Source organism: Pelagibius sp. CAU 1746 (assembly GCF_039839785.1).
Lineage (GTDB): Bacteria > Pseudomonadota > Alphaproteobacteria > Kiloniellales > Kiloniellaceae > Pelagibius.
In genome coordinates, this window is sequence record NZ_JBDOQT010000001.1 from 1,353,756 (window position 1) to 1,378,897 (window position 25,142).

Annotated in this window: 29 protein-coding genes and 1 pseudogene; 8 read left to right on the plus strand and 22 right to left on the minus strand. The window is 65.9% G+C overall.

The features are described from left to right. Window positions 1-20: 20 nt before the first annotated feature. Entirely contained in the window at window positions 21-776 is a 756-nt protein-coding gene (locus AAFN88_RS06500; RefSeq protein ID WP_347519184.1) for a dienelactone hydrolase family protein, read from the plus strand. Between the two features lie 176 nt (window positions 777-952). Here the strand turns inward: AAFN88_RS06500 and AAFN88_RS06505 are convergent, their stop codons facing one another. The 7 genes from AAFN88_RS06505 to ectA all read right to left on the minus strand — a co-directional run bounded on the left by AAFN88_RS06505 (window position 953) and on the right by ectA (window position 6,618). After that, the gene (locus tag AAFN88_RS06505; protein WP_347519186.1) at window positions 953-1,516 is read right to left on the minus strand and encodes a hypothetical protein; all 564 of its coding nucleotides are present in this window, start codon (window positions 1,514-1,516) and stop codon (window positions 953-955) included. 170 nt (window positions 1,517-1,686) lie between these two features. Then, entirely contained in the window at window positions 1,687-2,151 is a 465-nt protein-coding gene (locus AAFN88_RS06510; RefSeq protein ID WP_347519188.1) for an NAD(P)H-dependent oxidoreductase, read from the minus strand. Between the two features lie 10 nt (window positions 2,152-2,161). Further along, window positions 2,162-2,569: a hypothetical protein gene (locus tag AAFN88_RS06515; protein ID WP_347519190.1), complete on the minus strand. Its 408-nt coding sequence runs from the start codon at window positions 2,567-2,569 to the stop codon at window positions 2,162-2,164. A 92-nt stretch (window positions 2,570-2,661) separates the two neighbouring features. Next, a complete protein-coding gene (locus AAFN88_RS06520; protein ID WP_347519192.1) occupies window positions 2,662-4,167 on the minus strand; it encodes an aspartate kinase in 1,506 nt (501 codons plus the stop codon). A 110-nt stretch (window positions 4,168-4,277) separates the two neighbouring features. After that, window positions 4,278-4,670 carry an ectoine synthase gene (locus AAFN88_RS06525; RefSeq protein WP_347519193.1) on the minus strand — a complete coding sequence of 131 codons (393 nt, stop codon included), beginning with the start codon at window positions 4,668-4,670 and terminating at the stop codon, window positions 4,278-4,280. 23 nt (window positions 4,671-4,693) lie between these two features. After that, the gene (gene ectB / locus AAFN88_RS06530) at window positions 4,694-5,974 is read right to left on the minus strand and encodes a diaminobutyrate--2-oxoglutarate transaminase (RefSeq protein WP_347519195.1); all 1,281 of its coding nucleotides are present in this window, start codon (window positions 5,972-5,974) and stop codon (window positions 4,694-4,696) included. 92 nt (window positions 5,975-6,066) lie between these two features. Continuing rightward, the gene (ectA, locus tag AAFN88_RS06535; protein WP_347519196.1) at window positions 6,067-6,618 is read right to left on the minus strand and encodes a diaminobutyrate acetyltransferase; all 552 of its coding nucleotides are present in this window, start codon (window positions 6,616-6,618) and stop codon (window positions 6,067-6,069) included. 297 nt (window positions 6,619-6,915) lie between these two features. On the opposite strand from ectA, the gene AAFN88_RS06540 reads away from it, so the two are divergent. Continuing rightward, entirely contained in the window at window positions 6,916-7,410 is a 495-nt protein-coding gene (locus AAFN88_RS06540) for a MarR family transcriptional regulator (RefSeq protein WP_347519197.1), read from the plus strand. A 19-nt stretch (window positions 7,411-7,429) separates the two neighbouring features. Here AAFN88_RS06540 and AAFN88_RS06545 read toward each other — a convergent pair whose 3' ends face one another. Beyond that, entirely contained in the window at window positions 7,430-7,906 is a 477-nt protein-coding gene (locus tag AAFN88_RS06545) for a hypothetical protein (RefSeq protein ID WP_347519199.1), read from the minus strand. Between the two features lie 326 nt (window positions 7,907-8,232). On the opposite strand from AAFN88_RS06545, the gene AAFN88_RS06550 reads away from it, so the two are divergent. Both AAFN88_RS06550 and AAFN88_RS06555 read left to right on the plus strand, forming a co-directional pair. Continuing rightward, window positions 8,233-8,580 (plus strand): tRNA-binding protein, encoded by a 348-nt coding sequence (locus AAFN88_RS06550; RefSeq protein WP_347519200.1) that lies wholly within the window; start codon window positions 8,233-8,235, stop codon window positions 8,578-8,580. A gap of 79 nt (window positions 8,581-8,659) precedes the next feature. Next, window positions 8,660-9,292 (plus strand): LysE family translocator, encoded by a 633-nt coding sequence (locus AAFN88_RS06555; RefSeq protein WP_347519202.1) that lies wholly within the window; start codon window positions 8,660-8,662, stop codon window positions 9,290-9,292. 57 nt (window positions 9,293-9,349) lie between these two features. On the opposite strand, the gene AAFN88_RS06560 is transcribed toward AAFN88_RS06555, so the two are convergent. The 4 genes from AAFN88_RS06560 to AAFN88_RS06575 all read right to left on the minus strand — a co-directional run bounded on the left by AAFN88_RS06560 (window position 9,350) and on the right by AAFN88_RS06575 (window position 13,001). Next, complete coding sequence (locus AAFN88_RS06560) at window positions 9,350-10,132, minus strand: response regulator (protein WP_347519204.1); 783 nt, start codon at window positions 10,130-10,132, stop codon at window positions 9,350-9,352. Between the two features lie 141 nt (window positions 10,133-10,273). Beyond that, entirely contained in the window at window positions 10,274-11,629 is a 1,356-nt protein-coding gene (locus tag AAFN88_RS06565; protein WP_347519206.1) for an ATP-binding protein, read from the minus strand. Between the two features lie 34 nt (window positions 11,630-11,663). Further along, a complete protein-coding gene (locus tag AAFN88_RS06570) occupies window positions 11,664-12,323 on the minus strand; it encodes a response regulator (protein WP_347519207.1) in 660 nt (219 codons plus the stop codon). Window positions 12,324-12,449: 126 nt separating this feature from the next. Then, window positions 12,450-13,001: a MarR family transcriptional regulator gene (locus AAFN88_RS06575; protein ID WP_347519210.1), complete on the minus strand. Its 552-nt coding sequence runs from the start codon at window positions 12,999-13,001 to the stop codon at window positions 12,450-12,452. A gap of 231 nt (window positions 13,002-13,232) precedes the next feature. On the opposite strand from AAFN88_RS06575, the gene AAFN88_RS06580 reads away from it, so the two are divergent. Together AAFN88_RS06580 and AAFN88_RS06585 are read left to right on the plus strand one after the other, a co-directional pair. Next, a complete protein-coding gene (locus AAFN88_RS06580) occupies window positions 13,233-14,126 on the plus strand; it encodes a branched-chain amino acid aminotransferase (RefSeq protein WP_347519212.1) in 894 nt (297 codons plus the stop codon). Between the two features lie 87 nt (window positions 14,127-14,213). Then, window positions 14,214-14,714, plus strand: coding sequence for a GreA/GreB family elongation factor (locus tag AAFN88_RS06585; protein WP_347519213.1), 501 nt, complete (start codon window positions 14,214-14,216; stop codon window positions 14,712-14,714). A 17-nt stretch (window positions 14,715-14,731) separates the two neighbouring features. Here AAFN88_RS06585 and AAFN88_RS06590 read toward each other — a convergent pair whose 3' ends face one another. After that, window positions 14,732-15,211 carry an Lrp/AsnC family transcriptional regulator gene (locus AAFN88_RS06590; RefSeq protein ID WP_347519214.1) on the minus strand — a complete coding sequence of 160 codons (480 nt, stop codon included), beginning with the start codon at window positions 15,209-15,211 and terminating at the stop codon, window positions 14,732-14,734. A 119-nt stretch (window positions 15,212-15,330) separates the two neighbouring features. Here AAFN88_RS06590 and AAFN88_RS06595 point away from each other — a divergent pair, with 119 nt between their 5' ends. After that, window positions 15,331-15,717, plus strand: a complete 387-nt coding sequence (locus AAFN88_RS06595) for a RidA family protein (RefSeq protein ID WP_347519215.1) — start codon at window positions 15,331-15,333, stop codon at window positions 15,715-15,717. A gap of 68 nt (window positions 15,718-15,785) precedes the next feature. Here the strand turns inward: AAFN88_RS06595 and AAFN88_RS06600 are convergent, their stop codons facing one another. From AAFN88_RS06600 to msrB, 9 genes and pseudogenes are all read right to left on the minus strand, one after another. Continuing rightward, the gene (locus tag AAFN88_RS06600) at window positions 15,786-16,256 is read right to left on the minus strand and encodes a molybdenum cofactor biosynthesis protein MoaE (RefSeq protein WP_347519217.1); all 471 of its coding nucleotides are present in this window, start codon (window positions 16,254-16,256) and stop codon (window positions 15,786-15,788) included. Between the two features lie 4 nt (window positions 16,257-16,260). Continuing rightward, complete coding sequence (gene moaD / locus AAFN88_RS06605) at window positions 16,261-16,512, minus strand: molybdopterin converting factor subunit 1 (protein WP_347519218.1); 252 nt, start codon at window positions 16,510-16,512, stop codon at window positions 16,261-16,263. A gap of 173 nt (window positions 16,513-16,685) precedes the next feature. Further along, window positions 16,686-17,942, minus strand: coding sequence for a gephyrin-like molybdotransferase Glp (gene glp / locus AAFN88_RS06610; protein ID WP_347519219.1), 1,257 nt, complete (start codon window positions 17,940-17,942; stop codon window positions 16,686-16,688). Then, window positions 17,942-18,481, minus strand: a complete 540-nt coding sequence (gene mobB / locus AAFN88_RS06615) for a molybdopterin-guanine dinucleotide biosynthesis protein B (RefSeq protein WP_347521642.1) — start codon at window positions 18,479-18,481, stop codon at window positions 17,942-17,944. Before mobB ends, glp begins: the two co-directional genes overlap by 1 nt. A gap of 14 nt (window positions 18,482-18,495) precedes the next feature. Continuing rightward, window positions 18,496-19,068, minus strand: a complete 573-nt coding sequence (gene pgsA, locus AAFN88_RS06620; RefSeq protein WP_347519221.1) for a CDP-diacylglycerol--glycerol-3-phosphate 3-phosphatidyltransferase — start codon at window positions 19,066-19,068, stop codon at window positions 18,496-18,498. 178 nt (window positions 19,069-19,246) lie between these two features. Further along, window positions 19,247-21,085 (minus strand): annotated as a pseudogene (gene uvrC / locus AAFN88_RS06625) (excinuclease ABC subunit UvrC); the annotation flags it as partial. Window positions 21,086-21,797: 712 nt separating this feature from the next. Further along, entirely contained in the window at window positions 21,798-22,208 is a 411-nt protein-coding gene (locus AAFN88_RS06630; RefSeq protein ID WP_347519222.1) for a dihydroneopterin aldolase, read from the minus strand. A 90-nt stretch (window positions 22,209-22,298) separates the two neighbouring features. After that, the gene (locus AAFN88_RS06635) at window positions 22,299-23,318 is read right to left on the minus strand and encodes a calcium/sodium antiporter (protein ID WP_347519223.1); all 1,020 of its coding nucleotides are present in this window, start codon (window positions 23,316-23,318) and stop codon (window positions 22,299-22,301) included. Window positions 23,319-23,498: 180 nt separating this feature from the next. Then, window positions 23,499-23,918, minus strand: a complete 420-nt coding sequence (gene msrB / locus AAFN88_RS06640) for a peptide-methionine (R)-S-oxide reductase MsrB (RefSeq protein WP_347519224.1) — start codon at window positions 23,916-23,918, stop codon at window positions 23,499-23,501. A gap of 281 nt (window positions 23,919-24,199) precedes the next feature. On the opposite strand from msrB, the gene AAFN88_RS06645 reads away from it, so the two are divergent. Continuing rightward, complete coding sequence (locus AAFN88_RS06645; protein ID WP_347519225.1) at window positions 24,200-25,135, plus strand: sensor domain-containing diguanylate cyclase; 936 nt, start codon at window positions 24,200-24,202, stop codon at window positions 25,133-25,135. Window positions 25,136-25,142 lie beyond the last annotated feature (7 nt).

Consider the following 25,142-nt stretch of genomic DNA (forward strand, 5'->3'; position numbering starts at 1 on the left):
CGGAATAGGGAGATCAGGGAATGAGGCAGGCAGTGAGGCTTTCGGTCCTGGTGATGGCGGCGGCGCTGCTGCCCTTCGCGGCGGCCGCCGGCGAGAAGGTCGTCTACAGCGTCGGGGGCGGCAGCTACGAGGGCTACAGCGCGCCGGCCAAAGGCGCTTCCAAAGGCCTGGTCCTGGTGATCCACGACTGGGACGGCCTGACCGAGTACGAGGAAAAGCGCGCCGACATGCTGGCAGGAATGGGCTACGACGCCTTCGCCGTCGACCTCTACGGCCAGGGCAACCGCCCGGTGGAGACCGGCGCCAAGAAGGCCGAGACCGGCAAGCTCTACAAGGACCGTGAGAAGATGCGCGGCCTGATCCTCGGCGGTCTGGCCGAGGCGCGCAAGCTGAACGGCGGCCCGGCTGTGGTCATGGGTTACTGCTTCGGCGGCGCCGCGGTGCTGGAACTGGCGCGCTCCGGCGAGGCCAAGGACATCGCCGGCTACGCCACCTTCCACGGCGGCCTCTCGACGCCCGAGGGCCAGAGCTATCCCGCCGACACGCCGCCGCTGCTCATCGCCCACGGCGGTGCCGACAGCGCCATTACCATGGACGACGTGGCGGCCCTCTCCAAGGAGCTGGAGGCCGGCAGCATTCCTTACGAGATCCAGGTCTATTCCGGCGCTCCGCACGCCTTCACGGTGTTCGGTTCCGACCGCTACCGCAAGGTCGCGGACACCCAGTCCTGGGACGCCTTCCAGGACTTCCTCGCCACCCACCTGGCGGGCAGCTGAGATTGATCGGAATTTGGGATGAACGCGGGTGGAGGCGGATACGCCTCCGCCTCCGCCGTTCTCCCCGGAAACAGCATCACAGTGGGTCCACCATCCGGAGAACCGTCGGGCGATCCGCAGTTGCGAGAAATGCTGTTTCGTGCCACTGCCGGCGTCAACGGCTGATATCTACTTCATTATTCTGGGCTGAAGGGTAAGAGGCTGCCGCCGAAGAAGCTGACCTGAGCCAATGGCCAGGCAAATCCGAAAACAAACGCAAGAGCGGATAGTACAAGGCTCACCCTCCACGCAATCGAGTAGCGTTGACGCAATACCCATTCTCGCTCCGCGCACTCGTGCGCCTCGTTTGACTTCTTGATCAACGCGTTACGGTCACGGTTTGCATCGTTGGCAAGTGATTGTGGGGATGAAAACATTACCGGAGTGGCCCTTATTGCGTCATTGAACTGATCGCGATTGTGGGCAGCTGCGTAATGCCCTCCCATCGCACCTGCCCGTAGAGATAGAAAGAAGAGGCTGGCGCCCGCGGCCACAATCCCCACCAAAAATGACCACAAAGAGGGCTGGAGAAAGCGAAAAACATAGGCCGGATCGGGTAGGCTGGTCGCCAGAGAAACCATGGAAACCGTACCTCCCGCAGAGCCTACGCCAAGCCAGATGTGCAGTTGCCGCAGATAGGTTGCGCTCTCGCTGCTTTGGTGCTGAACGATACGCAATGTGTCGGCGGTATCTATCTTCATTGCAGCCCCCAAACAATTTTCATTTCAACCAAATTTGCAGCCAATAGGCTTCTGGAGGAGGTATTGGAATCCGCAGGACGTCTTTGATTGCTGGCTTCCTGACCTTCCTTGTACCACGGGCTATTGTTAAAGGGGCGCATCGAAGCAGGAGGTCAGCTTTCAGCAGCTGGTTAGAAAATCCCCGCGTCCAGGCCGGCGGCCATGGCCAGCCCCAGGTTGCGGCAATCCTCGACGAAGCTTTCCTGCCAGGCGCCGCGGCAGACCAGCGGTTCCTGCACCGCGCGCCACTTGAGGCCCCTGGCGATGCTTTCCACCGCGCGGCGGGTGCCGGTGCCGTCGTGGCCGGCGCGGATGTAGAGGGCGTAGGGCAGGGCTTCGGTCTGTTCGATGACGCCGTAGTAGGTACGGTCGAAGAAGTCCTTCAGGGCGCCGCTCATGGTGCCCAGGTTCTCGGTAGTACCCAGGATGATGCCGTCGGCGGCCAGCACCTCCGCCGGGCCCGCCTCGAAGGGGGTGAGGGCGACGGTTTCCACGTTCCCGGCTTCGTCGGAGCGCGCGCCCGCCACGACGGCGTCGCGCAGGCGCAGGGTATTGTCGGAGGGGACGTGGGCGACGACGAGCAGGCGCTTGCCCATCACAGGCCGACTAGGCGGAGAGGCGTTTGCAGAGGGCCCGCAGATAGCGGTGGTCGCCGTCGGTGAACTCCCCGGCGGCGATGTCCGCCTTATAGTCCTCCAACTCCTCGCGGAACTCGTCGGAATTGTCGGGCTTGGCGAGCAGTTTTTCGATCAGCGCCAGGCTTTCGCTGTTCTTGGCCGCGGCGTCGGCCGGCAGTTCGTCGAGGTCGCCCAGGTCGCCCAGGTCATAGGCGGCGGCGCCGCTCTCCGCGGCCTCGGCGCCGAGGCTGGGCGACAGCAGCTCCGCCCAGGCGCTGCCGGTGGCCTTCACCTTGGTGTCGAGCACCCGGGCCGCGGCCAGCGCTTCCTCGTCGTTGTCGCTGCCCAGGGTCTCCAAGAGGGAGATCAGCTCGTCCCGATCCAAGCTGCCGGTCATGTTGCGCCTCGTTTCAGTTCTGCGAATCCGTCAGGGTCGTACTCTAACGAACCCGCAGCTTGCTGGGCAAACCCTGGAAGAGGGGGGCGGCCTCAGGCGGCGGCGCTGAGCGAGGAGACCTTTTGGCTGTCCTCGCCGGCCTCCTCGATCAGCGCCTTGTGCAAGGCGCGGATGCAGGCGTCGTGGTCGCCCTCCTCGACGATCACCTGCATGTCCACCTTGCGGAGCAGGTCGTTGAAGCCCAGCGGCTCGATCCCGGCCTCGGCCAGGGCCGTCAGCACCCGGGCGCCGAGGCCCGGCAGGCGCAGGTCGCGGCCGATGATGGAGATCAGGGCCACGTTGCGCGAGGAGATCGAAGCCGAGGGGAAACGCTCGTTCAGATCCTGCTCGACCCGCTTCACCGCCTTGGCCGAGCCTTTCAGGAAGTGGGTAATGGTATTGGCGTTCGACGTCTTGGTGACGATGCGCGCCTTGTGGCGCTTCAGCGTCTCCAGGATGGCTGCGTCGTAGCCCTTCACGCCCACCATGTCCTGCTCGAAGAACTCGAAGGCGTAGACGCTCTTCAGGCCGGTGATCATTTCGACCGCCGGGGCCGTGGCCTCCAGGTCGCCGCGGATCACCGCGCCGGGGTCCTCCGGCTCGAAGGTGTTCATGATGCGCAGCGGGATGCGCGCCTGGCGCAGGCCCTTGGCGGCGCTGGGGTGAATCGCCTCCATGCCCATGTTGGAGAGCTGGTCGGCGACGTCGTAGTTGGTCTCGGCGATCGGCTTCACCGCCTCGGCGCCCACCAGCTTGGGGTCGGCGGAGGAGAGATGGAACTCCTTGTGGATGATCGCTTCCGCCGCGCCGCTGTTGACGGCGATGCGCGAGAAGGTGATTTCGCTGTAGCCGCGGCCATAGAGGCCGACCAGGCCTTCCTCGCATTGGGCGTAGCCGGTGACGATGGGCAACTGGCGGGCGAAGTCCAGCGGCTCGAAGGCCTCGGCGATGCGCTCGTCCAGCTTCTTGGCGCCGGTCTCGCGCCAGCCGGTCAGGTCGACGAAGACCGCGTTCACGCCGCGGCGCTTCAGGGCCAGGGTCAGGTTGTGGGCGCTGTGCGCCTCACCGATGCCGCTCAGCATCTCGCGCACGGTCAGCAGGTGCTCGGGCAGCTTGAAGTGGCCGAAGGAGCAGAGCCGGCGCAGGTCCATGAGGCAGCTGCGCACGCCCTCGACCCGCTCCTCCACGAAGCGGTCGGCCAGCGCGATGTCGGCCGGGTCCTCCAGGACCGCGCGGTTCTTGTCGCGCATGGCCGCGGCCATGCGGGTCAGGGCATCGCCCCAGGCCCATTCGTTCTCGGAGCCGGAGTAGAGGGCGTAGACGCCGGGCTCGCCGGTCTTCTTGTGCTCCAGCAGCAGGTCGGTCATGCCGCTGTAGGCGGAGACCACGAAGACGCGGTTGTAGAGTTCGGCCTCTTCGCGCCCGCCGACCACGATGTTGTCCAGCACCGTATCGACCGCGGACATGGAAGTGCCGCCGATCTTGTGGACGCTGTGGGGGGCGCCCTGAGGGGCGTGGTTCTGATTGCCCGAGCGTTGCTGCAGTATGGCTTCCGTCACTGGGTATATCTCCCGGGGTGATGGCGCGGGTGCCGGGCCTGCCGGCGCCCGCCGCGCATCAAACCTGATCCGTTCTTGTCTCTAGGGGCGCTTCGTTTACCGCCGCTCTCTCAGGCGGCGTCGTCCTCCAGGGCGTAGGCGCCGTCGGGGCCGTGCACTTCCTTGCCGGTGACCGGCGGGTTGAAGCAGCAGGCCATGATCATCTCGGTCTCGCCGCGCAGGATGTGCTTATCGTGCTCGTTGAGCGCGTACATCACGCCGGGCCGGATCTGGTGAACCTCGCCGGTGGCGCAGTCCTCGATCGAGCCTTCGCCGGAGATGCAGTAGACCGATTCGAAGTGGTTCTTGTAGTGCAGGTGCAGCTCGGCGCCCTCGAAGATGGTGGTGATGTGGAAGCTGAATCCCATGTCGTCGCCCTTCAGCAGCAGGCGGACGCTCTTCCAGCCCTCGGCGCTGACGCAGCGCTCGCCGGTCTCGGCTTCCTTGTAGTCGCGGACAATCATTTCTCTGTCGAACTCCTCGTAACTTAAGCGGCGGCTGCCGAACGATGCGTCTCTTCGAAGGCCTCGGCAAGCATGTCGAGGCCGGCGTCGAGCTGCTCGGTCTTGATGGTCAGCGGCGCCAGGGCCTTGACCACCTCGTCATGGGCGCCGGAAGTCTCGATGATCAGGCCGCGCTCGAAGGCGGCGGCGCAGATTGCCGCGGCGGTATCGCCGTCGCCGACGTCGATGCCGCGGAACATGCCCCGGCCCTTGGTCGAATAGCCGTGCTTCTTGGCGATCCCGGCCAGGCGCCGGCCCAGGTGCTCGCCCTTGTCCTGCACCGCCCGGGCGAAGTCCGCGTTGCGCCAGAACTTCTCCAGCGCGACCTTGGCGGTGACGAAGGCGTGGTTGTTGCCGCGGAAGGTGCCGTTGTGCTCGGCCGGCCCCCAGACGTCGTGCTCGGGTTTCAGCAGCACCATGGCGAAGGGCAGGCCCATGCCCGACAGCGACTTGGCCATCGTGATGATGTCGGGGGAGATGCCCATCTCCTCGAAGGAGAAGAAGCTGCCGGTGCGCCCGCAGCCGGCCTGGATGTCGTCGACGATCAGCAGGCTTCCGTGCTTGCGCGCCAGCTTCTCCAGACGCTGCATGAATTCCGCCGAAGCGACGTTGAGGCCGCCTTCGCCCTGCACGGTCTCGATGATGAAGGCCGCCGGCGGCGTCATGCCGCTGGAGGGGTCGTCCAGCATCTGCTCCAGCATCGCCAGGCCCTCCGCGCCCTTGGCGTCACCGCTTTCCAGGTAGCCGTCGTAGGGCACCCGCGTCACGCCCTCCAGCGGCACGCCCGCCCCGCCGCGGTGATAGCCGTTGCCGGTGCAGGCCAGCGCCCCCAAGGTCACGCCGTGGAAGCCGTTGGTGAAGGCGACGACCTGCTGGCGGCCGGTCACCTTGCGGGCCAGCTTCAGGGCTGCTTCGACGGCGTTGGCGCCGGTCGGGCCGGTGAACTGCAGGCGGTAGTCCATGCTGCGCGGCTGCAGGATGATCTCTTCGAAGGCCTCGATGAAGCCGGCCTTGGCCTCGGTGTACATATCCAGGCCGTGGGTCACGCCGTCGCGCAGGATGTAGTCGACCAGCGCCAGCTTCATGTCCGGGTCGTTGTGGCCGTAGTTCAGCGTCGAGCAGCCGGCCAGGAAGTCGATGTAGCGGCGGCCGCCCTCGGCGATCAACTCGGCGCCGCTGGCACGCTCGAACAGCACCGGGAAGCTGCGGCAGTAGCTGCGGATTTCGGATTCTCTGCGGGTAAAGGTGTCGAGTGCCGAGGACATGGAGGGGCCTCTTTCGTTGTTGTGGGAAGCGGGAATTCGGGAAGCGGGGCGGCCGAGGCGGCCCGGATCAGATCAAATCAGATCGGACCTGATCAGGCGGCGCGCTGCAGGGCGATACGGTCGATGGGACCGATCTCCACCAGGTGCTCGGTGGCGTGGGCGCCGCCGAAATGGGCCTCGCGCTCGAAGTGCGCGTCGTCGACCATGGGCGCGTCCAGGTCGTCGGCGATGGCGCGGAACAGCGCCCAGGAGGCTTCGTTGTCGCGGGTGATGGTGCTGTGGATGTGGCGCACCTGGCGGCAGTCCGGGCGCTGCAGCAGCTCGCGGATCAGCCGTTTGGCCACGCCGCGGCCGCGGGCATCGGGATGCACGGCGACCTGCCAGACGAAGAGCGTGTCAGGCTGTTCCGGCGGGCGGTAGCCCGAAATCCAGCCGAGGGGCTCGCCATTCAGCTCCGCCAGGGCGCAGGTGCCGGCGAAATGCGAGCACTGCAGCAGATTGCAGTACATCGAGTTGTCGTCCAGCTTCTCGATACTCTTGATCAGCTCCCAGACCTTGGCGCCGTCGGCCTTCTTCGGCTTGCGGAATCGCAAGGTGCCGGCGGTCGGGGTCCGGGGGGATTTCAGAGCGGTTTCCAATTGCATTTTTTGTTCGTCTCCAAGCGGCGAGGACGCCGAATATTTTGTGTATCAAACTAATTTGTCAACCGTAAAGAGGGGATGAATTTTCAGGGTAGGATGCTGAAAAACCTCATAATCGGCGAAAAACAGCGATAAGTGGTGGGAGGTAAAAATTTGTGTGAAGTTTTAGTATCAAACTGTTTTTGAATTCAGCCGAAAATATCTTTAGTTAGGAGAACTAAAAGGGAGCCTTGGCCGACCTGCGGCCGGGCCCTAGGATCGACGTGACGACTGGTTGGCTTTCGAGACTTCGGGGATCCCTTGGCACAAGTATCGCGGCGGCGCTCCCAACAGGCCCTGACGGCCATGCGCCAAATCCTGCGCGCGACCGATAACTTCGCGCGCAAGCTGTCACGGGAGACCGGCCTGACCGCCTCCCAACTCCTGCTGCTGCAGGTGCTCGACGAGCACGGCGAAACCACCGCCGGCCGGATCGCCGCGCACATGGGCATCACCCAGGCCACGACCACCAGCCTGCTGCACAAGTTGCAGGCCCGCGGCCTGGTGCGCCGGCAGCGCGGCGACGCCGACCGCCGTCAGGTCTGGTTGTCGCTGACCGAAACCGGGCGCGAGAAGCTGGCCGCGGCGCCGGACGGGCTGCAGGAGAACTTCCGGGAGCGCTTCGAGGATCTTGAATCCTGGGAGCAGGCCATGCTGGTGGCGGCCCTGGAGCGGGTCGTGGCCCTGCTGGATGCCGAAAGCCTGGACGCGGCGCCGGTATTGGACGTGGGCGCCATCGACCGCGAGCAGCATTGACCGGCCCTGCCTCAGGGGGCTAGCGGCTGACCACCACCATCTTCTCGATGACGTCGTCCATTTCCCGGCCATCGACCAGGATGTGCAGCGCCTCCAGCGTCGGCAGCAGGTTGCTGCGCTTGCCGACGCGGATCACCGGGTTCTTGCCGGGGATCAGCATGGTGCGTTCGCCGAAGTTGAGGCGCAGGTACAGCGTGCCGTTCTCCTCGAACCACCAGGGCAGCGGCGTCTTGTAGGTCATCTGCTTGACGGTCTCGCCGTCGCGCTCGACGTATTCGTGGCTCGGGTAGGTGAAGCCGGCGTCGTGCGCCAGGCCGATCTGGTGGTCCAAGCCGTCCAGGAAAATCCGGCGCAGGTCTTCCATGCGGCGGTTGACCAGCTTCTTGCGGCGCGCCGGATTGTCGGTGCGCGGCGGGCGCGCGGGAACGACGAAGTCGAGCTCATCACGCGAAACGGCAAGGGGGCGTGAGTCGGAAATGGGGGCCTCCGGGCGCATTTCGCGCCGGCTGTGAACAGGGTGCCGGAGACTAACCGAAGCGCCGCGAATTGTCAAAATGCGACACTGTAGTCGTATTTACGACAAATCAAGTTTTGTTCCGCAGAGGAAATCCCGCGGCGATTCGACGGCTGCGCCCCGTCCATCCGGGGATCCTTCGCCGCACGGAGCGGGATTCCCGACGATCGCCGGTGCGGGGGCGGAAATTTTTTTAGGCATTCGGGCGGCTTGGGCGGCCCTGGCGCCTTGTCGCGCGCTTTGCCGCAGTGATAGCCTCGCCGCTCTCCACCGAGGCGCGAACAGGACAGTCAGAGGCACCCAAGGTCATGGCCGCGAGCCCGCAGATTTCCTTCGACGACTTCATGAAAATCGACGTGCGGGTCGGCACTATCGTCGACGCCCAGCCCTTTCCCGAGGCGCGGCGCCCGGCCATCAAGCTGTGGGTCGACCTGGGCGAGGAGATCGGCGTGAAGAAGTCTTCGGCCCAGATCACCGTGCACTACGACCCTGAGCATCTGGTCGGCAAGCAGGTCGCCGCGGTGGTGAACTTCCCGCCGCGCCAGATCGGCAAGTTCATGTCGGAGGTCCTGGTGCTGGGCTTTCCCGACGGCGAGGGCGAGGTGGTGCTGGTAACATCCGACCAGCCGGTCCCCAACGGCGGGCGGCTGTACTGAAGCGTCCCCGAAGCGCCCCGGGCGGCATCGAGAAGGGCGCGGCGGGGCCCAGGCACCGTGCGATAAGGACACTTGAGCGATGATCGAGCCGTATATCCCCGGCATCTTGCTCGCCTACGGCGTGTTCATGATCGGCATGTTTACGCCGGGGCCGAACATCCTCGCGGTCATCGGGACGTCAATGTCCATAGGCCGGCGGCAGGGCAAGGCCTTGGCGCTGGGAATTGGAACGGGAACGCTCTGCTGGGGGCTGGTGACCCTGGCCGGGCTGACGGCTTTGGTCTCGGCCTATGCGTCCTTCATGGTAATCCTGAAAACGGCCGGCGCGCTCTATCTTCTCTGGCTTGCCTTCAAGGCCTTCAAGTCGGCTCTGTCCAATAAGATGCCGGAGATTTCCGCCGTCGGCGCATACGGCGGCGCATGGACATTCTACAAGCGCGGCCTGCTGATCCAGATGACCAATGCGAAGGCTGCCTTCGTCTGGATCGCGATCATGTCCCTCGCCATGGATGGCGACGCGCCGCTTTGGATCGGCGGCCTTGTGGTCGCTGGAACCGGCGTCATTTCGATTTTTGGGCATCTGGTCTATGCCGTGGCCTTCTCGACGTCGCCTGTCGTCGCCGCCTACGGCAAGGCGCGCCGCTGGATCGATTGCGCGCTGGGAGCCTATTTCTGTTTTGCGAGCTATAAGCTGGCGACCTACCGGGGCTAGAGCAGATCGGGGCCGCCCGCCGGCGGCCCCAAATCTAAGGTGGCCGCTGCGGCGCGCTTAGGTGATGTTGAAGCGCTGCAGCACGTCGGCCAGGTCGTCGCCGAACTGGGCGCCGCGGCGGATCAGGCCGACGTTCATGGGCAGGGCCTTCAGGTCCGGATGGTCCGGATCGAGGCTGGTCAGCAGGGCCACCGGGATCGACTTGGTCGCCGGCATGGCGGCCAGCGCGCAGGCCAGGTCGACGCCGCTCATGCGCGGCATGACCTGCGAGGTGATCACCAGGTCCGGCTTGGTCTCGAGGATCAACTCCAGCGCCTCGATGGGGTTCAGCACCGTGGCGACGCGGTAGCCGCAGGCCGCCAGTTCGCGGCCCACCACCTTGGCGGCCGAGCGCTGCGGGATGATCACGGTGACGTCCTTGTCCATCACCGTCACGTCTTCGACGTTGAAGGTGTTCTGTTGCGGCAGCGTGCGCAGCACGGCGGCGACGTTGTCGACGTCGACGGTCTCGCCGTCCAGCACCGCGGAGATGCGGTCGGCGAAGGCGATCAGGTCGTCGGCCTGCTTGCCGTCGACGGCGTCGATCTCGCTGAGGTATTCGTCCAGGCGGTGGGTCAGGGGCCCGAAGCCGACCAGGTTCACCGCGCGGGCCTTCATGCGCAGGTTTGCGGATTCCTGGGCCAGGGCCTTGGCGGCTTCCTTGGGGTTGAGGACCCCGTTCTTCACCTGCTGGACGCGCAGTTCCAGGTTGCTGACGAGGTCGCGCGCCTCGTCGAGCACTTCGCTCTCGAGCTGAGAATCGAGTTCTTCTTCCGAAATCAACCCACGCGTGGTGGCCATGCCCTTAGCTCCGTAACCTGCTTGTGCGGGAAACTGACGGCGGTCAGCGGCGCCAGCTTAGACGCCAAGGGTTAAGGCTGTATAAATGAAATTGAACCCCTGGTTGTGGGATTTCGGCCGCTTTCCGGCGCCCGGCCGGGGCTAGACCGGCAGCCAGATGCGGGCGCGCAGCCCGCCCCCCGGAGCGCTCTCCAGGGTCACGTCGCCGCCGTGGCTGCGCGCGACGTCGCGGGCGATGGTCAGGCCCAGGCCGATTCCGCCGGTCGCCGGATTGCGCGATTGCTCCAGCCGGTAGAAGGGCTTGAAGACGTCCTCGTGGCACTCCGCGGGAATGCCGGGGCCGTCGTCGTCCACCGTGATCTCGACCGTATTCTTGCGCCGCCCGGCGCGCACCGCCACGTGCTCGCCGTGGCGCTGGGCGTTGGCGATGAGGTTGGTCAGGCAGCGGCGCATGCCGTCGCGACGCAGCGGCAGGGTGATGTCCTGCTCCACGTGCAGGTCGACGGCGTGGCCGTCGCGGGTCATCTGAGCCACCACGTCGCGCAGCAGTCCGCCCAGGTCGGTGGGCGCCGGCGTTTCCTGACCCTCGCCGCGGGCGAAGGCGAGGTAGCCTTCCACCATATGCCCCATCTCGGCCACGTCGGAGCGCAGGTTCTGCACGTCGGGCACGTCCTCCAGCATCTCGAGCTGCAGCTTCATGCGGGTCAGCGGCGTGCGCAGGTCGTGACTGACGCCGGCCAGCATTTCGGTGCGCTGCTGGATCTGGCGCTTGATGCGATCGCGCATGTTGATGAAGGCGGCGGCGGCCTGACGCACCTCGGTCGCGCCTTCCGGCTTGAAGTCGCGCACCTCCTGGCCCTTGCCGAAACTCTCCGCGGCGCGTGCCAGACGGCGGATCGGCTTCACCTGGTTGCGCATGAAGATGACCGCGATGCCGAACAGCAGGATCGAGCTGCCGATGGTCCAGAAGATGAAGATGTAGGTGGTCGAGGAAAACAGCCGCTCGTCGGTCACCAGCACGCGCAGCACGCCCTTGGGCAACTGCACCAGGATCTCCACCCGGTCCTTGATGGAACGGGCGTCGATGGCGAAGGGCTGGCGCAGGCGCTCCTGCAGGGCGTCGGTCAGGCGCGATTCCACCACGCCGCGCACCTGGCGCTGCGCCGGCACCAGCAATTCGGCCCCTTCGGTCAGGGTCAGCTCAAGCTGCATGGCGCTGCGCGCCAGATGGAAGATGCGGCGCTGATCGAGGTCGCTTTCGCTGCGCGACAGCAGGGTAATGACCGCGGCGACGTCGCCGGCCAGGCCCTGGGCCAGGCGTTTGGTGATGGTGTCGTAATGGCGGTCGTAGAACACCCAGGTGGAAATCACCTGCATGAGGATCAGCGGAGTGACGATGATCAGCACCGCGCGGCCCAGCAGGGAGCGCGGCAGGAAGCGGCGGATCGGCCCCGGTCCGCCTTGCGGGTAGAGAGGGTCGGGTGGGGAGCTGTTCATGGCTCCGGGCTCTTGCGGGAAAAGTGTCGCAGCATCAATCGGGCATCAGCACGTAACCCGTGCCGCGCACGGTCTGCAGGTAGCGTGGGAATTTCGGGTCGATCTCGATCTTGCGGCGCAGGCGGGTGACCTGCACGTCGATGGTACGGGTATTGCCGCTGATCATGCTCTCTTCGCCCAGGTCGTCACGGCTGATCGGCTCGCCGGCGCGCCGCGCCAGGGCCTTCAGCAAGGAGGCTTCGGCGGTGGTCAGGCGCACGAAGGCGCCGGCCCGGGTCAGTTCCTCGCGCTCCAGGTCGAAGCAGAACTCGCCGAAGACGACCTTGGTCTGCGGCGGCGCGGCGGCCGGCGGCGGCACGCGGCGCAGAATGGCGTTGATGCGCAGCACCAGTTCGCGCGGCTCGAAGGGTTTCGGCAGGTAGTCGTCGGCGCCGCATTCGAAGCCTGCGATGCGGTTTTCGGTCTCGTTCATGGCGGTCAGCAGCAGGATCGGCACCGCGCTTTCGCGCCGCAGGGTCTCGGTCAGCTGCAGGCCGGTCTCGCCGGGCATCATGATGTCGAGCACCAGAAGGTCGAAGGCGATGGAGGTCAGCTTGGCCCGCGCGTCGGCGGCGTCCACCGCGGTGGTGATGCGAAAACCCTGGTCGCTGAGATAGCGCTGCAGCAGGTCGCGCAGGCGCGTATCGTCGTCCACCACCAGGATATGCGGCTTGTCGCTCAGGGGAACCTCATGGGGCAGGGGTGCCTCGCTGTGGTATCCTCGATCATGGAGGCGGAGTATAGGCCCGGCAACGGTGGCCCGCGAGGGCTAAAGCGGCAGTTAGCGCCGCGCCGCCGATTTCGCGGCCGCCGCCTTGGCCGCGGATTTGGCCCCCGGCTTGCCGGGCGCCTCCGGGCGTTCGAAGCGGCCGCGGTCGGCCTCGTCGATGATGTTGGTCAGCACGGTGCGGAAACCCTCCACCGCCTCGGCCCCGGCGGTGCGATAGGCGCGGGCGATGCGGATGCGCTGCTGCTCGGTCAGCTTGTTCTCCAGCTCGCGCCCCTTGTCGGTCAATTCCAGCAGGCGCTGGCGCCGGTCGCGCAGGCCCGGGCGCTGGGTGATGAAGCCGTCGCGGACCAGTTGGCCCAGGACGCGAGAGAGGGACTGCTTGGTGATGCGCAGGATGGCCAGCAGCTCGGACACCGTGATGCCGGGATTGCGGCCGACGAAGTAGATGACCCGGTGATGGGCCCGCCCGAAGCCGTAGTCGGCGAGAATCTGGTCCGGTTCGCCGGTGAAGTCGCGGTAGGCGAAGAACAGCAGCTCCATCGCCTGGCGCAGCTCCTCCTCGCGCAGGAAGAGGGGGTTGGGTCCGCCTTTTACGTCAGCCATGTTGACATATTCGCCTAATCTTGTTACATAAGATCAACTAGATTTGATCGAAAGTATCAAATCGGAACTATTAACGGAAAAAAATCTCTGATTGGTTAGTGTTACTGACTGATCTGCCGCGAAGAGCGGGACTTTCGGGCGACGGCCGGCCGGACCGGCGGAGCCGCCGCCCGGACCACCGCACTCCGAAAACGGGTTTGGCCAACAAGCTTTTTAGGGACGAGACGCGAGATGTCCATACTTCCTTTCGACGACCGTGACGGCGTCATCTGGTACAACGGCGAGCTGTTGCCCTGGCGGGATGCCAAGCTGCACGTCCTCAGCCACGGCCTGCACTACGCAAGCTGCGTCTTCGAGGGCGAGCGCTCCTATGCCGGGCGTATCTTCAAGATGGAAGAGCACCACGACCGGCTGCTCAATTCCGGCAAGATCCTGGGCTTCAACATCCCCTATAGCCGCGAGGAGATCGACGCCGCGGCCATGGCGGTGCTGGAGGCCAACGGTATCTCCGACGGCTACCTCCGCCCGGTGGCCTGGCGCGGCAGCGAGATGATGGCGGTCTCCGCCCAGCAGACGAAGATCCACGTCGCCGTCGCCGCCTGGCAGTGGCCGGCCTATTTCAGCCCGGAAGCGCGAATGAAGGGCATCCGCATGGATTTCGCCGAGTGGAAACGCCCCTCGCCGGCGACCGCGCCCTGCAATTCCAAGGCCGCCGGCCTCTACATGATCTGCACCATGTCCAAGCACGCCGCCGAGGCCAAGGGCTATGCCGACGCCCTGATGCTCGATTACCGCGGCTTGATCGCGGAGGCGACTGGTGCCAACGTATTCCTGGTCCAGGACGGCAAGATCCATACCCCGACACCGGACTGCTTTCTGGACGGCATCACCCGCCGCACGGTGATCGACCTGGCCAAGCGCCGGGGTTACGAGGTCATCGAGCGGGCGATCAAGCCGGAAGAACTGGCCAAGACCCAGGAAGTCTTTCTTACGGGTACGGCCGTGGAGGTGACCCCGGTGGCCGAGATCGGTGAGTACAAGTTTGAAGCGGGCGAGATTACCCGCAACCTGATGAACGACTACGACGCCGCGGTGCGCAAGCACGCGGCGGCCAGCGCCGCTTAGCGCCGCGGAAATCGGTCTGACGAGAGACCGGGCGGCGCGGAGGGGGCGCCGCCCGGTTTTCTTTTTTGTCTGGAGGAGACGCAGCAGATGTCCCGTGCCTTCGTGAAGGAAGACGACGCCGGTACGCCGGAAGAACAGGTCGACCTGCCGATCAGCGAGCATCCCAACTTCGTGACCCCGGCGGGCCTTCAGATGCTGAAGGACAAGGTCGCCCTCTACGAGGCCGAGCGCGCCGAGTTGAAAACGCACGACGACGAGCTTGCCAGCCAGTCGCACCTGCCGCGCGTCGAGCAGGAGGTGCGCTATTGGGAGGAACGCCTGCGCACGGCCATTCTCGTGGACCCGGCCAAGCAGCCGCGCGACAAGGTCGCCTTCGGCGCCGTGGTGACGGTGGAGGACGAGGACGGCAAGACCCACGACTACCAGATCGTCGGCGAGGACGAGGCCGAGCCGCAGAACGGCAAGGTCTCATATGTCTCGCCTTTGGCTCGGGCCCTCGACGGCGCCGAGGTCGGCGACTCCATCACCTGGAAACGCCCCGCCGGCGACCAGGAACTGGAGGTCACGGCGATCAGGTATGAGGGGTGACCTTATCCAGGTTTCCGTCATTCCGGCGGCAAGGGAATCGGCGGCCAGTCCTCGGTGAGCTCCGCTTGGACAGGCCGCTCAATATAAGTCGACAAAACCACGTAGCTTTTAGTTCCGCGCACGCCCGGCAGTACGTAGAGCTGCGACAGAAAGTGTTCCAGCGCGTCGGTGCTTTCCGCCCGCACTTTTAGGACGACGCAGGTATCGCCGGCGACCGAGTGCATTTCCTCGACTTCCGGGTACTGCGCCAAGCACATCATGCGCTGGCTCTTGCCCCAGCCGTCGGCGTCTACATGAACGAACGCCAGCAATGGTTTGCCGACGGCGGCGCCGTCGAGCAGGGCGGCCGTAGCTGAAATCACCCCGGTGTCACGCAGCCGCTTTATGCGTTCGTGGACGGCCGGCGCGGAGAGGCCGGCGACTTCGCCGATTGCCGCGTAGGTCTGCTTCGCGTCCTTGGTGAGGGCGCTTAATATCTTTCGGTCGAACGCGTCCAAGGGACGGGTTGTGGCGCGGTTCGGCCGAATGCCGTCTGTTTTTGTGTTCAAGCCGCTGTTCCGGTCTTGTGGGGAAATGAAATTCCGCAATATTTGCATTTCACGGAAGGAATTTCACCATGCAAGAACGAGCAGTGAACCCGTCTGACGGCATCTACGCCGCGACCGAGGACTACGTTCACGCCATCGAGTTGACCGGGGCCAGTCGCCTCCTGTTCGTCAGCGGAACGATGGGGTTGGACCAAGGCGGAGACGCCCCGCAGACCCTCAGCGAGCAGTTGGACCTTGTCTGGGCGAATATCGGGCGGATCCTCGCCGACGCGGGTATGTCGGCCGCCAACATCGTGCGCGTCACCAGCTACTTAAGAAACTCCGCCTTCGTTGGGGAGAATCAGGAGGCCCGCGTCGCGGCTTTGGGGGATCGGCGCGTGCCGACGACGGCCATTGTCGTGGAGACGCTGAAAGAAGACTGGTTGGTCGAGATCGAAGTCATTGCGGCGGCATGAGGCTGGTTGCGGGTCATGCTCTCGCCAGCTTGCCGCTGCCATCGAACGTCGGCGAAACATGGTTTCGATCACTCCGCCGCGTCGGGGTCTTTCTTCACCCAGCGGGCGGCGGCGGCGTCGTCGCTGTCGCGGGCGTCGACCCACTGGGCGCCCTGGTCGGTTTCTTCCAGTTTCCAGAAGGGGGCCTTGGTCTTCAGCCAGTCCATGAGGAACTCGCAGGCCTCGAAGGCGGCCTGGCGGTGCGCCGAGGCGGCGGCGACCATGACGATTCGGTCGCCCGGCTCCAGGCGGCCGTAGCGGTGGATGACCAGGCTCGCCTCCAGCGGCCAGCGCGCTTTCGCTTCCGCCTCGATCTCGGCCAGCATCTTCTCGGTCATGGCCGGGTAGTGCTCCAGGGTCATGGCGGAGATTTCCGAGCCGCCCGCGAGATCCCTCACCAGCCCGACGAAGACGGCGAGGCCGCCGATGGCATGGTTGCCCTCGGTGAGCTTGGCCAGCTCCTGGCCGACGTCGAAATCTTCCGCCTGGACCCGGATCATCTCCTTACCCTCCCGTCACCGGCGGGAAGAGGGCGACCTCGTCATTCGGGCCGATGGGGTCTCCCGGCTTGGCGTAGGCCTGGTTCACCGCCACGCGGATGGCGCCGCGGTCGGAGAGCGCGTCGGCGAAGTTCGGGCCGCGGCCTTCCAGCCAGGTCAGCAACTCGCCCACCGTGGCCACGCCCTCGGGCGGCGTCACATCCTCCTCGGCCATGCCGGTCTTGGTCTTGAGCCAGGCGAAATACAGCAGTTTCACGGGGTAAGTCTTCCTATCCACTCTTGATCGAACCGGCGGCCCGCCCCGCCCTTCGAGACGGCGCTTTTCAGCGCCTCCTCAGGGTGAGGCTATATCCCAAAAATCTCCAGCCTCATCCTCAGGAGGCCCGCAGGGCCGTCTCGAAGGATGGGAAGCCGCTCCAATTATATAGGTTATTGCGCCACTTCGCTGAAGGGCAGGAATTCCACCATCGCGCCGGCCTCCAGGCGGGTCAGGTCCTCGGGCAGTTCGATGAGCCCGTCGGCGGCGACCAGGGAGGAGAGGATGCCGGCGCCCTCACGCGGGAACTTCTCGGCGGTGAGGCCTCCAGAAGTATCGTCAACAAGACGTGCGCGCACCCACTCGCGGCGGTCCTTCTTCTTCTTGTGGTCGAAGCCGGCACGCACCCTGAAGGTATGCGGCGGGGTGTCCTTGCCGCCCATGAGGCGCAGGATCAACGGGCGGACGATGGTGAGGAAGGTGACCACCACGGCCACCGGGTTGCCCGGCAGGCCGACGAAGGGCACGCGGCCGACTTGGCCCAGGGCGATGGGCCGGCCCGGCTTCACCGCCAGGCGCCAGAGGTGCAGCTTGCCCAGCGCCTCGACCGCGTCCTTCACGTGGTCCTCTTCTCCCACGGAGACGCCGCCCGACGTTACCAGCAGGTCGTGCCGGCCCTCGGCGGTCTGCAGCGCTCGCCGGATGGTGTCCAGGTCGTCGGGCAGAATGCCCAGGTCGTCGACCTCGCAGCCCAGGCCGGTCAGGAGGCCATGGATGGTGTAGCGGTTGGAATCGTAGATGGCGCCGGGTTCGAGGGCGCTGCCCGGTTCGCGCAGCTCGTCGCCGGTGGAGAACAGCCCGACCTTGAGGCGGGTCGAGACCTTGACATCGCGGCGGCCCACCGCCGCCGCCTGGCCGACGTCCTGCGGGCGCAAGCGCTGGCCCTTGTGCAGAACCACGTCTCCCGTCGCCACGTCCTCGCCGGCCTTGCGGGCGTTGGACCCTTTTTTGATGCCGGGGCGGATGATGACGGTATCACCGTCGACCTCACAGTCCTCCTGCATCATCACCGTGTCGGGACCTTCCGGCAGCCTCGCGCCGGTGAAAATGCGGACCGTCGCGCCGCGCCGCGCTTCCGGCAGATCCATCTGTCCGGCGGTGACGCGGCCGATGACCGGCAGGCGGGTGTCGGCCTCCGGGTCCAGGTCGGCGTGGAAGACGGCGTAGCCGTCGACGGCGGAGTTGGGCGCCGGCGGGATGTTCACTGGGGAGACCACGTCCTCGGCCAGGATGCGGCCGAGGGCCCGGTGCAGCGGCACCGCCTCGCCGGCGGTCACCGGCGTCAGGATGTCGGCCAGCAGCCTGCGCGCTTCGTCGACCCGCATCAGGCGTCCGCCGTGGGCGAAACAGTCGTCGGTGAGCTGCGCCATTACTCTGCCGCGCCTTTCCGTGCGCGTTGCGTCCCGGCCTTCGACTCAAGCCCGCAGTGGGCGACGATGAAGTCGGCGATGGCCTCGACGTCGTTGAGGTCCAGGCGCGGCACCGGCAGGCCGGGCAGGGCCTCGTCGCTGGCCACGGCGACCACTTGGTCGTCCTCGGGCTGGATCAGCGGCTTGCCGTGCGAAGGACGGTGGATCTCGATCTTCTGGTGGCCCTCGGCCTTCCAACCCTCGATGATCAGCAGGTCCACCTGCGACATGTGCCGTATCAGGGCACGGCTGTCCGGTTCCGGCTCCTCGCGCAGTTCGTGCATCAGCGCCCAGCGCTTGCCGGAGCCGATCATCACCTCGGTCGCCCCGGCGGCGCGGTGCTCGTAGGAATCCTTGCCCGGCTTATCCACGTCGAAGGCGTGGTGCGCGTGTTTCATGGTCGAGACCTTAAGGCCGCGGCGCACCAGGGCGGGGATCAACTGAACGATAAGCGTGGTCTTGCCGCTGCCGCTCCAGCCGGCCAGGCCGATGACCTTCATTTCTGCCTCGCTGTTCATCCGCGCCCGCTTTCCTCGCTGACCATGTGCTTCAGGCCGCGGGCCATATAGTCATAGCCGGTGACCGCCGTCAGGATGCCGGCGACCCACAGCCCGATCTCGCCGATCAGCGAGACCGGAATCGCGGTTGGCCCGGCGTCGCCGACGATAAGGAAGCCAAGAGCCAGCATCTGGATGCCGGTCTTCCACTTGGCCAGCTTTGTCACCGGCACCGAGACCTTGATTTCGGCCAGATATTCCCGCAGGCCGGAGACCAGGATCTCACGGGCCAGGATAATGATGGCCGGGATCACCGCCAGCCCGGCGATTTCCTGGGTCGCCACCAGCATGACGATCAGTGTGGCGACCAGCAGCTTGTCGGCGATGGGGTCGAGAAAGCGGCCCAGCGGCGAAATCTGGTTCATATGGCGGGCCAGATAGCCGTCGAAGTAGTCGGTGATGCAGGCCAGCACGTAGCCGGCGAAGGCGATCCAGCGGTAGAACGGCGTATCTACATAGATCAGCGCAAGCAACAGCGGGATCGCCGCAATACGCGACACGGTCAGGATGTTCGGCAGGCTGGTCAGCATGACCCCGGTTTTTCCTCCTGAAGAAGCGCCTGCCGCGGTTGCCGGCAGCGCTTTGTCTTCTGCGTCGTTGTAGCATAGCCGCCCGGCGCGACCCAGAGGCCAGGGCGGCCCTGGAGGCCGGAAATCGGCCGCTAGGTTAAGCGTTTGCTTGAGCTGAACATCCTGCGCCACCCCATCTTCAACCGTCCCGGTGGAAGTGGTCGTAGATCTTGCGGGCCACTGTCTTGGAAATGCCCTCCACGGCCTCCAGGTCGGCCAGTCCGGCCCGGGCAACCGCCCGGGCGGCGCCGAAGTGCAGCAGCAGGGCCTTCTTGCGCCGGGCGCCGATGCCCGGTATCTCGTCGAGCGCCGAGCGCAGGCGTGCCTTGCTCCGCCCCGCCCTGTGGGTGCCGATGGCGAAGCGGTGCGCCTCGTCGCGCAGGCGCTGCAGGAAATACAGCGCCGGGTCGCGCGGCTGCAGCATGAAGGAGGGCTTGCCCGGCAGGAAGATGCGCTCGCGCCCGGCGTCGCGGTCGGGCCCCTTGGCGATGGCGGCGATCGGCAGGTCGCCCAGGCCCAGGTCGGCCAGCACCTCCGTCCCCACCGTGAGCTGGCCCTGGCCGCCGTCCAGCAGCACCAGTTCGGGCCACTGGTCGCCGCTGCGCTCCGGGTCTTCCTTCAGGGCGCGCCGGAAGCGCCGTGTCAGGACCTCGCGCATCATGGCGTAGTCGTCGCCGGCGGCGGTTTCCGGGTCCTTGATCTTGAACTTGCGATAGGCGTTCTTGCGGAAGCCCTCGGGGCCGGCGACGATCATGCAGCCGTAAGGCTCGCTGCCCTGGATGTGGCTGTTGTCGTAGACCTCGATGCGCTCGGGCGGGCCGTCCAGGGCGAAGATCTCCGCCACCTGCGCCAGCAGCTTGCGCTGGCTGCTGCTCGCCGCCAGATGCCGCGCCAGGGCCTCGCGGGCATTGTGCAGGGCATTGTCGATCAACTTGCGCTTGGCGCCGCGCTGCGGGCGCGTCAGCTCCACCTTCGCCTCGGCCTTGGTGCTCAGCGCCTCGGCGACGAGGTTCTGTTCCTCCAGGCCGTGGCTCAGCAGCACCAGGCGCGGCACCGGCTTGTTCTCGTAGAACTGGGCGACGAAGGCGCCCAGCACCTCGCCGATGCCCAGGCTCTTGTCGTGACTGGGGAAGTAGGCGCGGTTGCCGTAGTTGCGCCCGGCACGGAAGAAGAAGACCTGGATACAGATCTGCCCGCCTTCCTCATGGGCGGCGATGACGTCGGCATTGTCGACGCCGGGGATGTTGATGTCCTGGTGGGCCTGGATCTGGGAGAGGGCGCGGATGCGGTCGCGGTAGACGGCGGCGGTCTCGAAGTCCAGCTTCTCGGCGGCGTTCTCCATCTTGGAGGCCATCTGCTGCTGCACCTCCTGGGAAGACCCGGTCAGGAAGCGCCGCGCCTGGGTCACCAGGTCCAGGTAGTCGGGGGCTGAAATGCGTTCCACGCAGGGCGCCGAGCAGCGCTTGATCTGGTACATCAGGCAGGGGCGGGTGCGCGCGGCATAGACCGCGTCGCTGCAGGAGCGCAGGAGGAAAGCGCGCTCCAGCGCGGTGATGGTGCGGTTGACCGCCCCGGCCGAGGCGAAGGGGCCGAAGTAGTCGCCCTCGCGGGTCTGGGCGCCGCGGTGCTTGGTGATCTGCGGGATGGCCTGGTCGCCGGTCAGCAGGATGTAGGGGAAGGACTTGTCGTCGCGCAGCAGCACATTGTAGCGCGGCATGAGGCGCTTGATGAGGTTGCTCTCCAGCAGCAGCGCCTCGACCTCGGTGTGGGTCTCGACGACCTCCATGGCCACGGTCTCGGCCACCATGCGCTGCAGTCGGCGTGGCAGCTTGGCGATCTGGGTGTAGTTGGTGACCCGGCGCTTCAGGTTGCGCGCCTTGCCGACGTAGAGCGCGTCGCCCTTGCGGTTCAGCATGCGGTAGACGCCGGGACTGGCCGAGAGAGTCTTCACCGTGCCGGCGATGACCTGGACGCCGCGCGCCAAGCCTTCGCCCAGCCCATCCGTGTCGGGACCGCCCGTGTCGGGACCGCCCGTGTCGAGACCGCCCGTGTCGAGACCGCCCGTGTCTAGACCGGCCGCGGCGTTCTCCTCTCCCTCGGCGAAGTAGGGTTCGGCGGGATGTTCCTCCAGGCCCATGGCCGAGCGTTTGCCCCCGGCCGAGGGATCCTTGGCCAGGCGCTTGGCCAGCAGGCGGTCGCCGGAGGTTTGTTTGGGCGCCTTGGTCATCGCGTCGGGAGCCGGCGGGTGGAGGGTCTGAGGGACATGTGGTCGGTCGGCTGGGCCTATCTGGGGGCGCTCGGGGAGTCTGGGATACCATATTTGGGGCCGCACGGGCGGCGTGCAAAGCCGTTGCGCCGGAATGTGACCGCCAAGGCCCCCAGCTTAGGGAAGCGGTCCGGATTCTATCCACCAAAGCTGTGGATAAATCTGTGGCTATCCACCCCCCTCATTAGAAGTCCCTTAGGGAATTCTACATTTTTGTTAACCTGCACATTTTTTAGGCAAAAGATATTATCTTATTGATTTTTAATATGAAAAATCAAGTCAAGATCAAAGTTAACTATACTGTCACAAAAATGCCGCCTACTGGAGGACGAATTCCCGGGGCTTTGGGCGCCTTGTGTAAAACTCTTGATTCGCGGGATTGGATTGGCTTCTGCGGCAATGGCTTAGCCAACTTGCCAAAGGCTTAGCGGTCACTACGTCTGCGTGCAATTTCAACGCCGATACCACCGATATCCGCGTAGCGGTCGAGCTTCTCGATGCGCACGCGTGTCTCGCTCACGGGGTCGAATCCGAAGCAGACCTCCGAGAGCTCTTCGGCCAGCGTCTCCAGCAGCCGGAACGTGGTGTCCAGGCAGTGATTGCGCACCGCCTTGGCCAGGGAGCCGTAGTTCACCACCTCGTTGATGTTGTCGCGGCTGGGCGGCGGATAGTCGACGGTCAGTTCGATGTTGATGCGCAGGCGCTGGCGCCGGGCGCGCTCCTCCTCGCTGACGCCGATACTGCAGGACAGAGTCAAATCGCGGATCAGGATGCGCTGCGACAGCACTTCGGACTTGGCGCGCTCGCCGTCGGGGCGGGGGTCGGTCGTGGGCATGGGGGCTCTCGTTCCGGCGGGCGGCCGGGTCAGCTCGGGAGTGAGATTCCGGCCGCCGCTTCTACCAGGGTAGGTTCTCGTAGAGGCATCCTAAGACCGCGCGGGCGCAGCCTCAACCGCCGGGGCCGCCGCGGCGCCGAAATGGGCGGCCTTGTGCGGGTCGAACTGGACCCAGACGAAGGCCAGATAGAGCAACACGAAGATGGCGCCTTCCACCCGGGTGATGCGTCTGCCGGTCAGCATGACCGGCACGGCGATGAGGGTGGCCGCGGCCAGGGCCCAGATGTCGAAATTCAGGATCTCCGGGGCCACCGTCACAGGGGTGATGACGAAGAGCGCCCCCAGGATCAGCAGGATGTTGAAGATGTTGGAGCCCAGAACGTTGCCCAGAGCCACTTCGGTGTGGCCGCGCAGGGCGGCGATGATGGCGGTCGCGAGTTCGGGAAGGGAGGTGCCGAAGGCCACCAGCGTCAGGCCGATCACGGTCTCCGAGACGCCGGCCGCGCGGGCGATGGTGGTGGACCCGCGCACCAGCAACTCGGACCCGCCGCCCAGCGCGACGACGCCGACGATCACCAGGCCGCAGGCCACCCAAGCCGACTTCGGGGTGGCGCCTGCTTCCTCGATGGCCTCCAGGCCGGTCGAGGCTTCATTGTAGCCGCGCCGCTCCACCCGGTAGCTGTAGGCGAGGTAGAGGATCAGCAGCACCAGCATCACCATGCCGTGCACGAAGCCGAGGCGCTCGGCACAGGCCATCGCGATGAAGACGGCGGTCGCCGCCACCATGGCGCCGGTGTCGCGCAGGATGCGCCTGGGCTCCCGCTCGATGGGGCAGAGCAGGGCGGCGAGGCCCAGGATCAGCAGGATGTTCGCGATGTTGGAGCCGACCACGTTGCCGATGCCGATGTCCGGCACGCCCTGCACGCCGGCGGTCAGGGTCACCACCAGTTCGGGCATGGAAGTCGCCAGGGCGACCACCGTCAGGCCGATCAGCAAGGGCGACAGCCCGAAGCGCAGCGACAGTCCGACGGCCCCGCGCAGCAGGATTTCGCCGCCGACAAAGAGCAGGGCCAAACCACCTCCGGCTTGCAGGAATGCGATAGCTGTCATGGCCGGATGTGGGTACCAGGCTGGTTGAACGTCGATCGGCTGCGGCCCGGCGCCCCCTGAAGCGGAGCGCTCTTATTCCAATTGGGCCGCCTTGGCGGGCGGCACAATGGCCGAGCCGCCCTTAAATGTCGATCCCCGGCGGCAATTTCAATGAAAGTCTTTGCGGGCGGGACGCTGGCGTCAGCCGGGCTCGCCGTCCTCCGGCTCGGCCGGACGCAGCTTCAAGGCCGCGGAATTCATGCAGTAGCGCAGGCCCGTCGGCTCCGGCCCATCGGGAAAGACATGGCCCAGGTGAGCGTCGCAGGCGGAGCAGAGCACTTCTGTGCGGCGCATCCACAGGCCGCGGTCTTCCTTGGTCGCCACCGCCTGTTGGTCCACCGGCGCGTAGAAGGAGGGCCATCCGGTGCCGGAGTCGTACTTGGTGGCCGAGGAGAACAGCGGCTCGCCGCAGACGACGCAGTGGTAGGTGCCGGGCGTCTTGCAGTCGTGATAGCGCCCGGTGAAGGCGCGCTCGGTGCCCGCCTCCTGGGTGACGTGGAATTCCTCCTGGCTGAGGGTGCGGCGCAGTTCTTCGCGGCCCTTCTTCACCTTCGCGGTCATGGCCTTTCGTGTCCTCCGGCCGGTGGCGTTCTCTCGCCGGGATCCGGCCCCGTTGGGGTTGCTGTCCGTCTACATCTCGGTCGCCTTCGCGGTTTTGGCAAGCCGGCGGGGTCTCACAAGATGTTCATTAAGCTCATTTTTAATCTTCTAAGGCAGATTCTTAGACGGAATGATTAGCGTTGTGGTTGTTGAGGTCCGGCGGCCGGTCGCAGAGGTTGCGGCCTCCAGCGGCAGGCGCCAGGAAGCCAGACGCGGGAGTAGGGTCGCTTTGGGGATTTCCGTTGTTTGAGGATCTGCTGACCAATGCCCTCGACGCCATATGGGTGATCGATGAAGAGGGCATCATCCGCTATGTCAATCCGGCCGCCGAGACGCTCAGCGGCTACGACCGCCGGGAACTGATGGATCAGCCGCTGGCCAAGATCCTGCCGCCGGCGGTTGCCGCCGTGCACAACGAGTACCTGAAGCGCTATCTGGACGCCGGCCCGCAATTTCACATCATGGGCGCGGTGCGTGAGTTCTCCATCGTCGCGCGCGACGGCGAGGAGATTCCCGTCGGCCTGCGCGCCTTCGAGATCCCGCCGCCCGACGACAAGCGCTGCTTCGGCGCCATCATGCAGGACTATCGCCCGCGCAGGAAACTGGAGGCGGAACGCGACGCCCTGCTGGCGCGACTCTCGGCGCAGGCGCTGTCCGACGAACTGACCGGGCTGCCCAACCGCCGCGCCTTCATGGACGAACTGGAGCGGGTGCAGGCGGCCATGAGCCGCAGCACCGCCCCGGCCTCCATCGCGGTGATCGACATCGACCACTTCAAGCAGGTGAACGATACCTACGGACACGGCGCCGGCGACGCGACACTGCGTGCCCTGGCCGCGGTGCTGCGCGAGACTCTGCGCGGCGAGGATTTTCTCGCGCGCGTGGGCGGCGAGGAGTTCGCCCTGGTGTTGCGCGCCGCCGACCTGAGCATTGCCGGGCGCATCGCCGAACGGATGCGCGAGCGGGTGGCCGAAACACCCTTCACGCTGCCGGAGGGGCAGACGATCCACATCACCGTCAGCATCGGCGTCGCGCCCTTTTCCCTCGATTGCAAGGACCAGGCCTGCCTCAAGGCCGCCGACAAGGCGCTATACAAAGCCAAGGAAGGCGGCCGCAACAAGGTCTGCATCGCCTGCCGCGAGCATGCGGCGACCTGCGCCGCGGCAGCCATGCTCTAGCGCTCCT

Bases quoted from the DNA above. Each gene is read 5' to 3' on its own strand.
- ectA (WP_347519196.1), bottom strand. From the start codon at position 6,618: ATGCAATTGGAAACCGCTCTGAAATCCCCCCGGACCCCGACCGCCGGC.
- AAFN88_RS06580 (WP_347519212.1), top strand. From the start codon at position 13,233: ATGTCCATACTTCCTTTCGACGACCGTGACGGCGTCATCTGGTACAAC.
- AAFN88_RS06575 (WP_347519210.1), bottom strand. From the start codon at position 13,001: ATGGCTGACGTAAAAGGCGGACCCAACCCCCTCTTCCTGCGCGAGGAG.
- AAFN88_RS06595 (WP_347519215.1), top strand. From the start codon at position 15,331: ATGCAAGAACGAGCAGTGAACCCGTCTGACGGCATCTACGCCGCGACC.
- msrB (WP_347519224.1), bottom strand. From the start codon at position 23,918: ATGACCGCGAAGGTGAAGAAGGGCCGCGAAGAACTGCGCCGCACCCTC.
- AAFN88_RS06600 (WP_347519217.1), bottom strand. From the start codon at position 16,256: ATGATCCGGGTCCAGGCGGAAGATTTCGACGTCGGCCAGGAGCTGGCC.
- mobB (WP_347521642.1), bottom strand. From the start codon at position 18,481: ATGAAGGTCATCGGCCTGGCCGGCTGGAGCGGCAGCGGCAAGACCACG.
- AAFN88_RS06585 (WP_347519213.1), top strand. From the start codon at position 14,214: ATGTCCCGTGCCTTCGTGAAGGAAGACGACGCCGGTACGCCGGAAGAA.
- AAFN88_RS06550 (WP_347519200.1), top strand. From the start codon at position 8,233: ATGGCCGCGAGCCCGCAGATTTCCTTCGACGACTTCATGAAAATCGAC.
- AAFN88_RS06635 (WP_347519223.1), bottom strand. From the start codon at position 23,318: ATGACAGCTATCGCATTCCTGCAAGCCGGAGGTGGTTTGGCCCTGCTC.
- AAFN88_RS06500 (WP_347519184.1), top strand. From the start codon at position 21: ATGAGGCAGGCAGTGAGGCTTTCGGTCCTGGTGATGGCGGCGGCGCTG.
- AAFN88_RS06515 (WP_347519190.1), bottom strand. From the start codon at position 2,569: ATGACCGGCAGCTTGGATCGGGACGAGCTGATCTCCCTCTTGGAGACC.
- ectB (WP_347519195.1), bottom strand. From the start codon at position 5,974: ATGTCCTCGGCACTCGACACCTTTACCCGCAGAGAATCCGAAATCCGC.
- AAFN88_RS06525 (WP_347519193.1), bottom strand. From the start codon at position 4,670: ATGATTGTCCGCGACTACAAGGAAGCCGAGACCGGCGAGCGCTGCGTC.
- AAFN88_RS06555 (WP_347519202.1), top strand. From the start codon at position 8,660: ATGATCGAGCCGTATATCCCCGGCATCTTGCTCGCCTACGGCGTGTTC.
- glp (WP_347519219.1), bottom strand. From the start codon at position 17,942: ATGGCGCAGCTCACCGACGACTGTTTCGCCCACGGCGGACGCCTGATG.
- AAFN88_RS06565 (WP_347519206.1), bottom strand. From the start codon at position 11,629: ATGAACAGCTCCCCACCCGACCCTCTCTACCCGCAAGGCGGACCGGGG.
- AAFN88_RS06630 (WP_347519222.1), bottom strand. From the start codon at position 22,208: ATGCCCACGACCGACCCCCGCCCCGACGGCGAGCGCGCCAAGTCCGAA.
- AAFN88_RS06505 (WP_347519186.1), bottom strand. From the start codon at position 1,516: ATGAAGATAGATACCGCCGACACATTGCGTATCGTTCAGCACCAAAGC.
- pgsA (WP_347519221.1), bottom strand. From the start codon at position 19,068: ATGCTGACCAGCCTGCCGAACATCCTGACCGTGTCGCGTATTGCGGCG.
- AAFN88_RS06560 (WP_347519204.1), bottom strand. From the start codon at position 10,132: ATGGCCACCACGCGTGGGTTGATTTCGGAAGAAGAACTCGATTCTCAG.
- AAFN88_RS06545 (WP_347519199.1), bottom strand. From the start codon at position 7,906: ATGCGCCCGGAGGCCCCCATTTCCGACTCACGCCCCCTTGCCGTTTCG.
- AAFN88_RS06510 (WP_347519188.1), bottom strand. From the start codon at position 2,151: ATGGGCAAGCGCCTGCTCGTCGTCGCCCACGTCCCCTCCGACAATACC.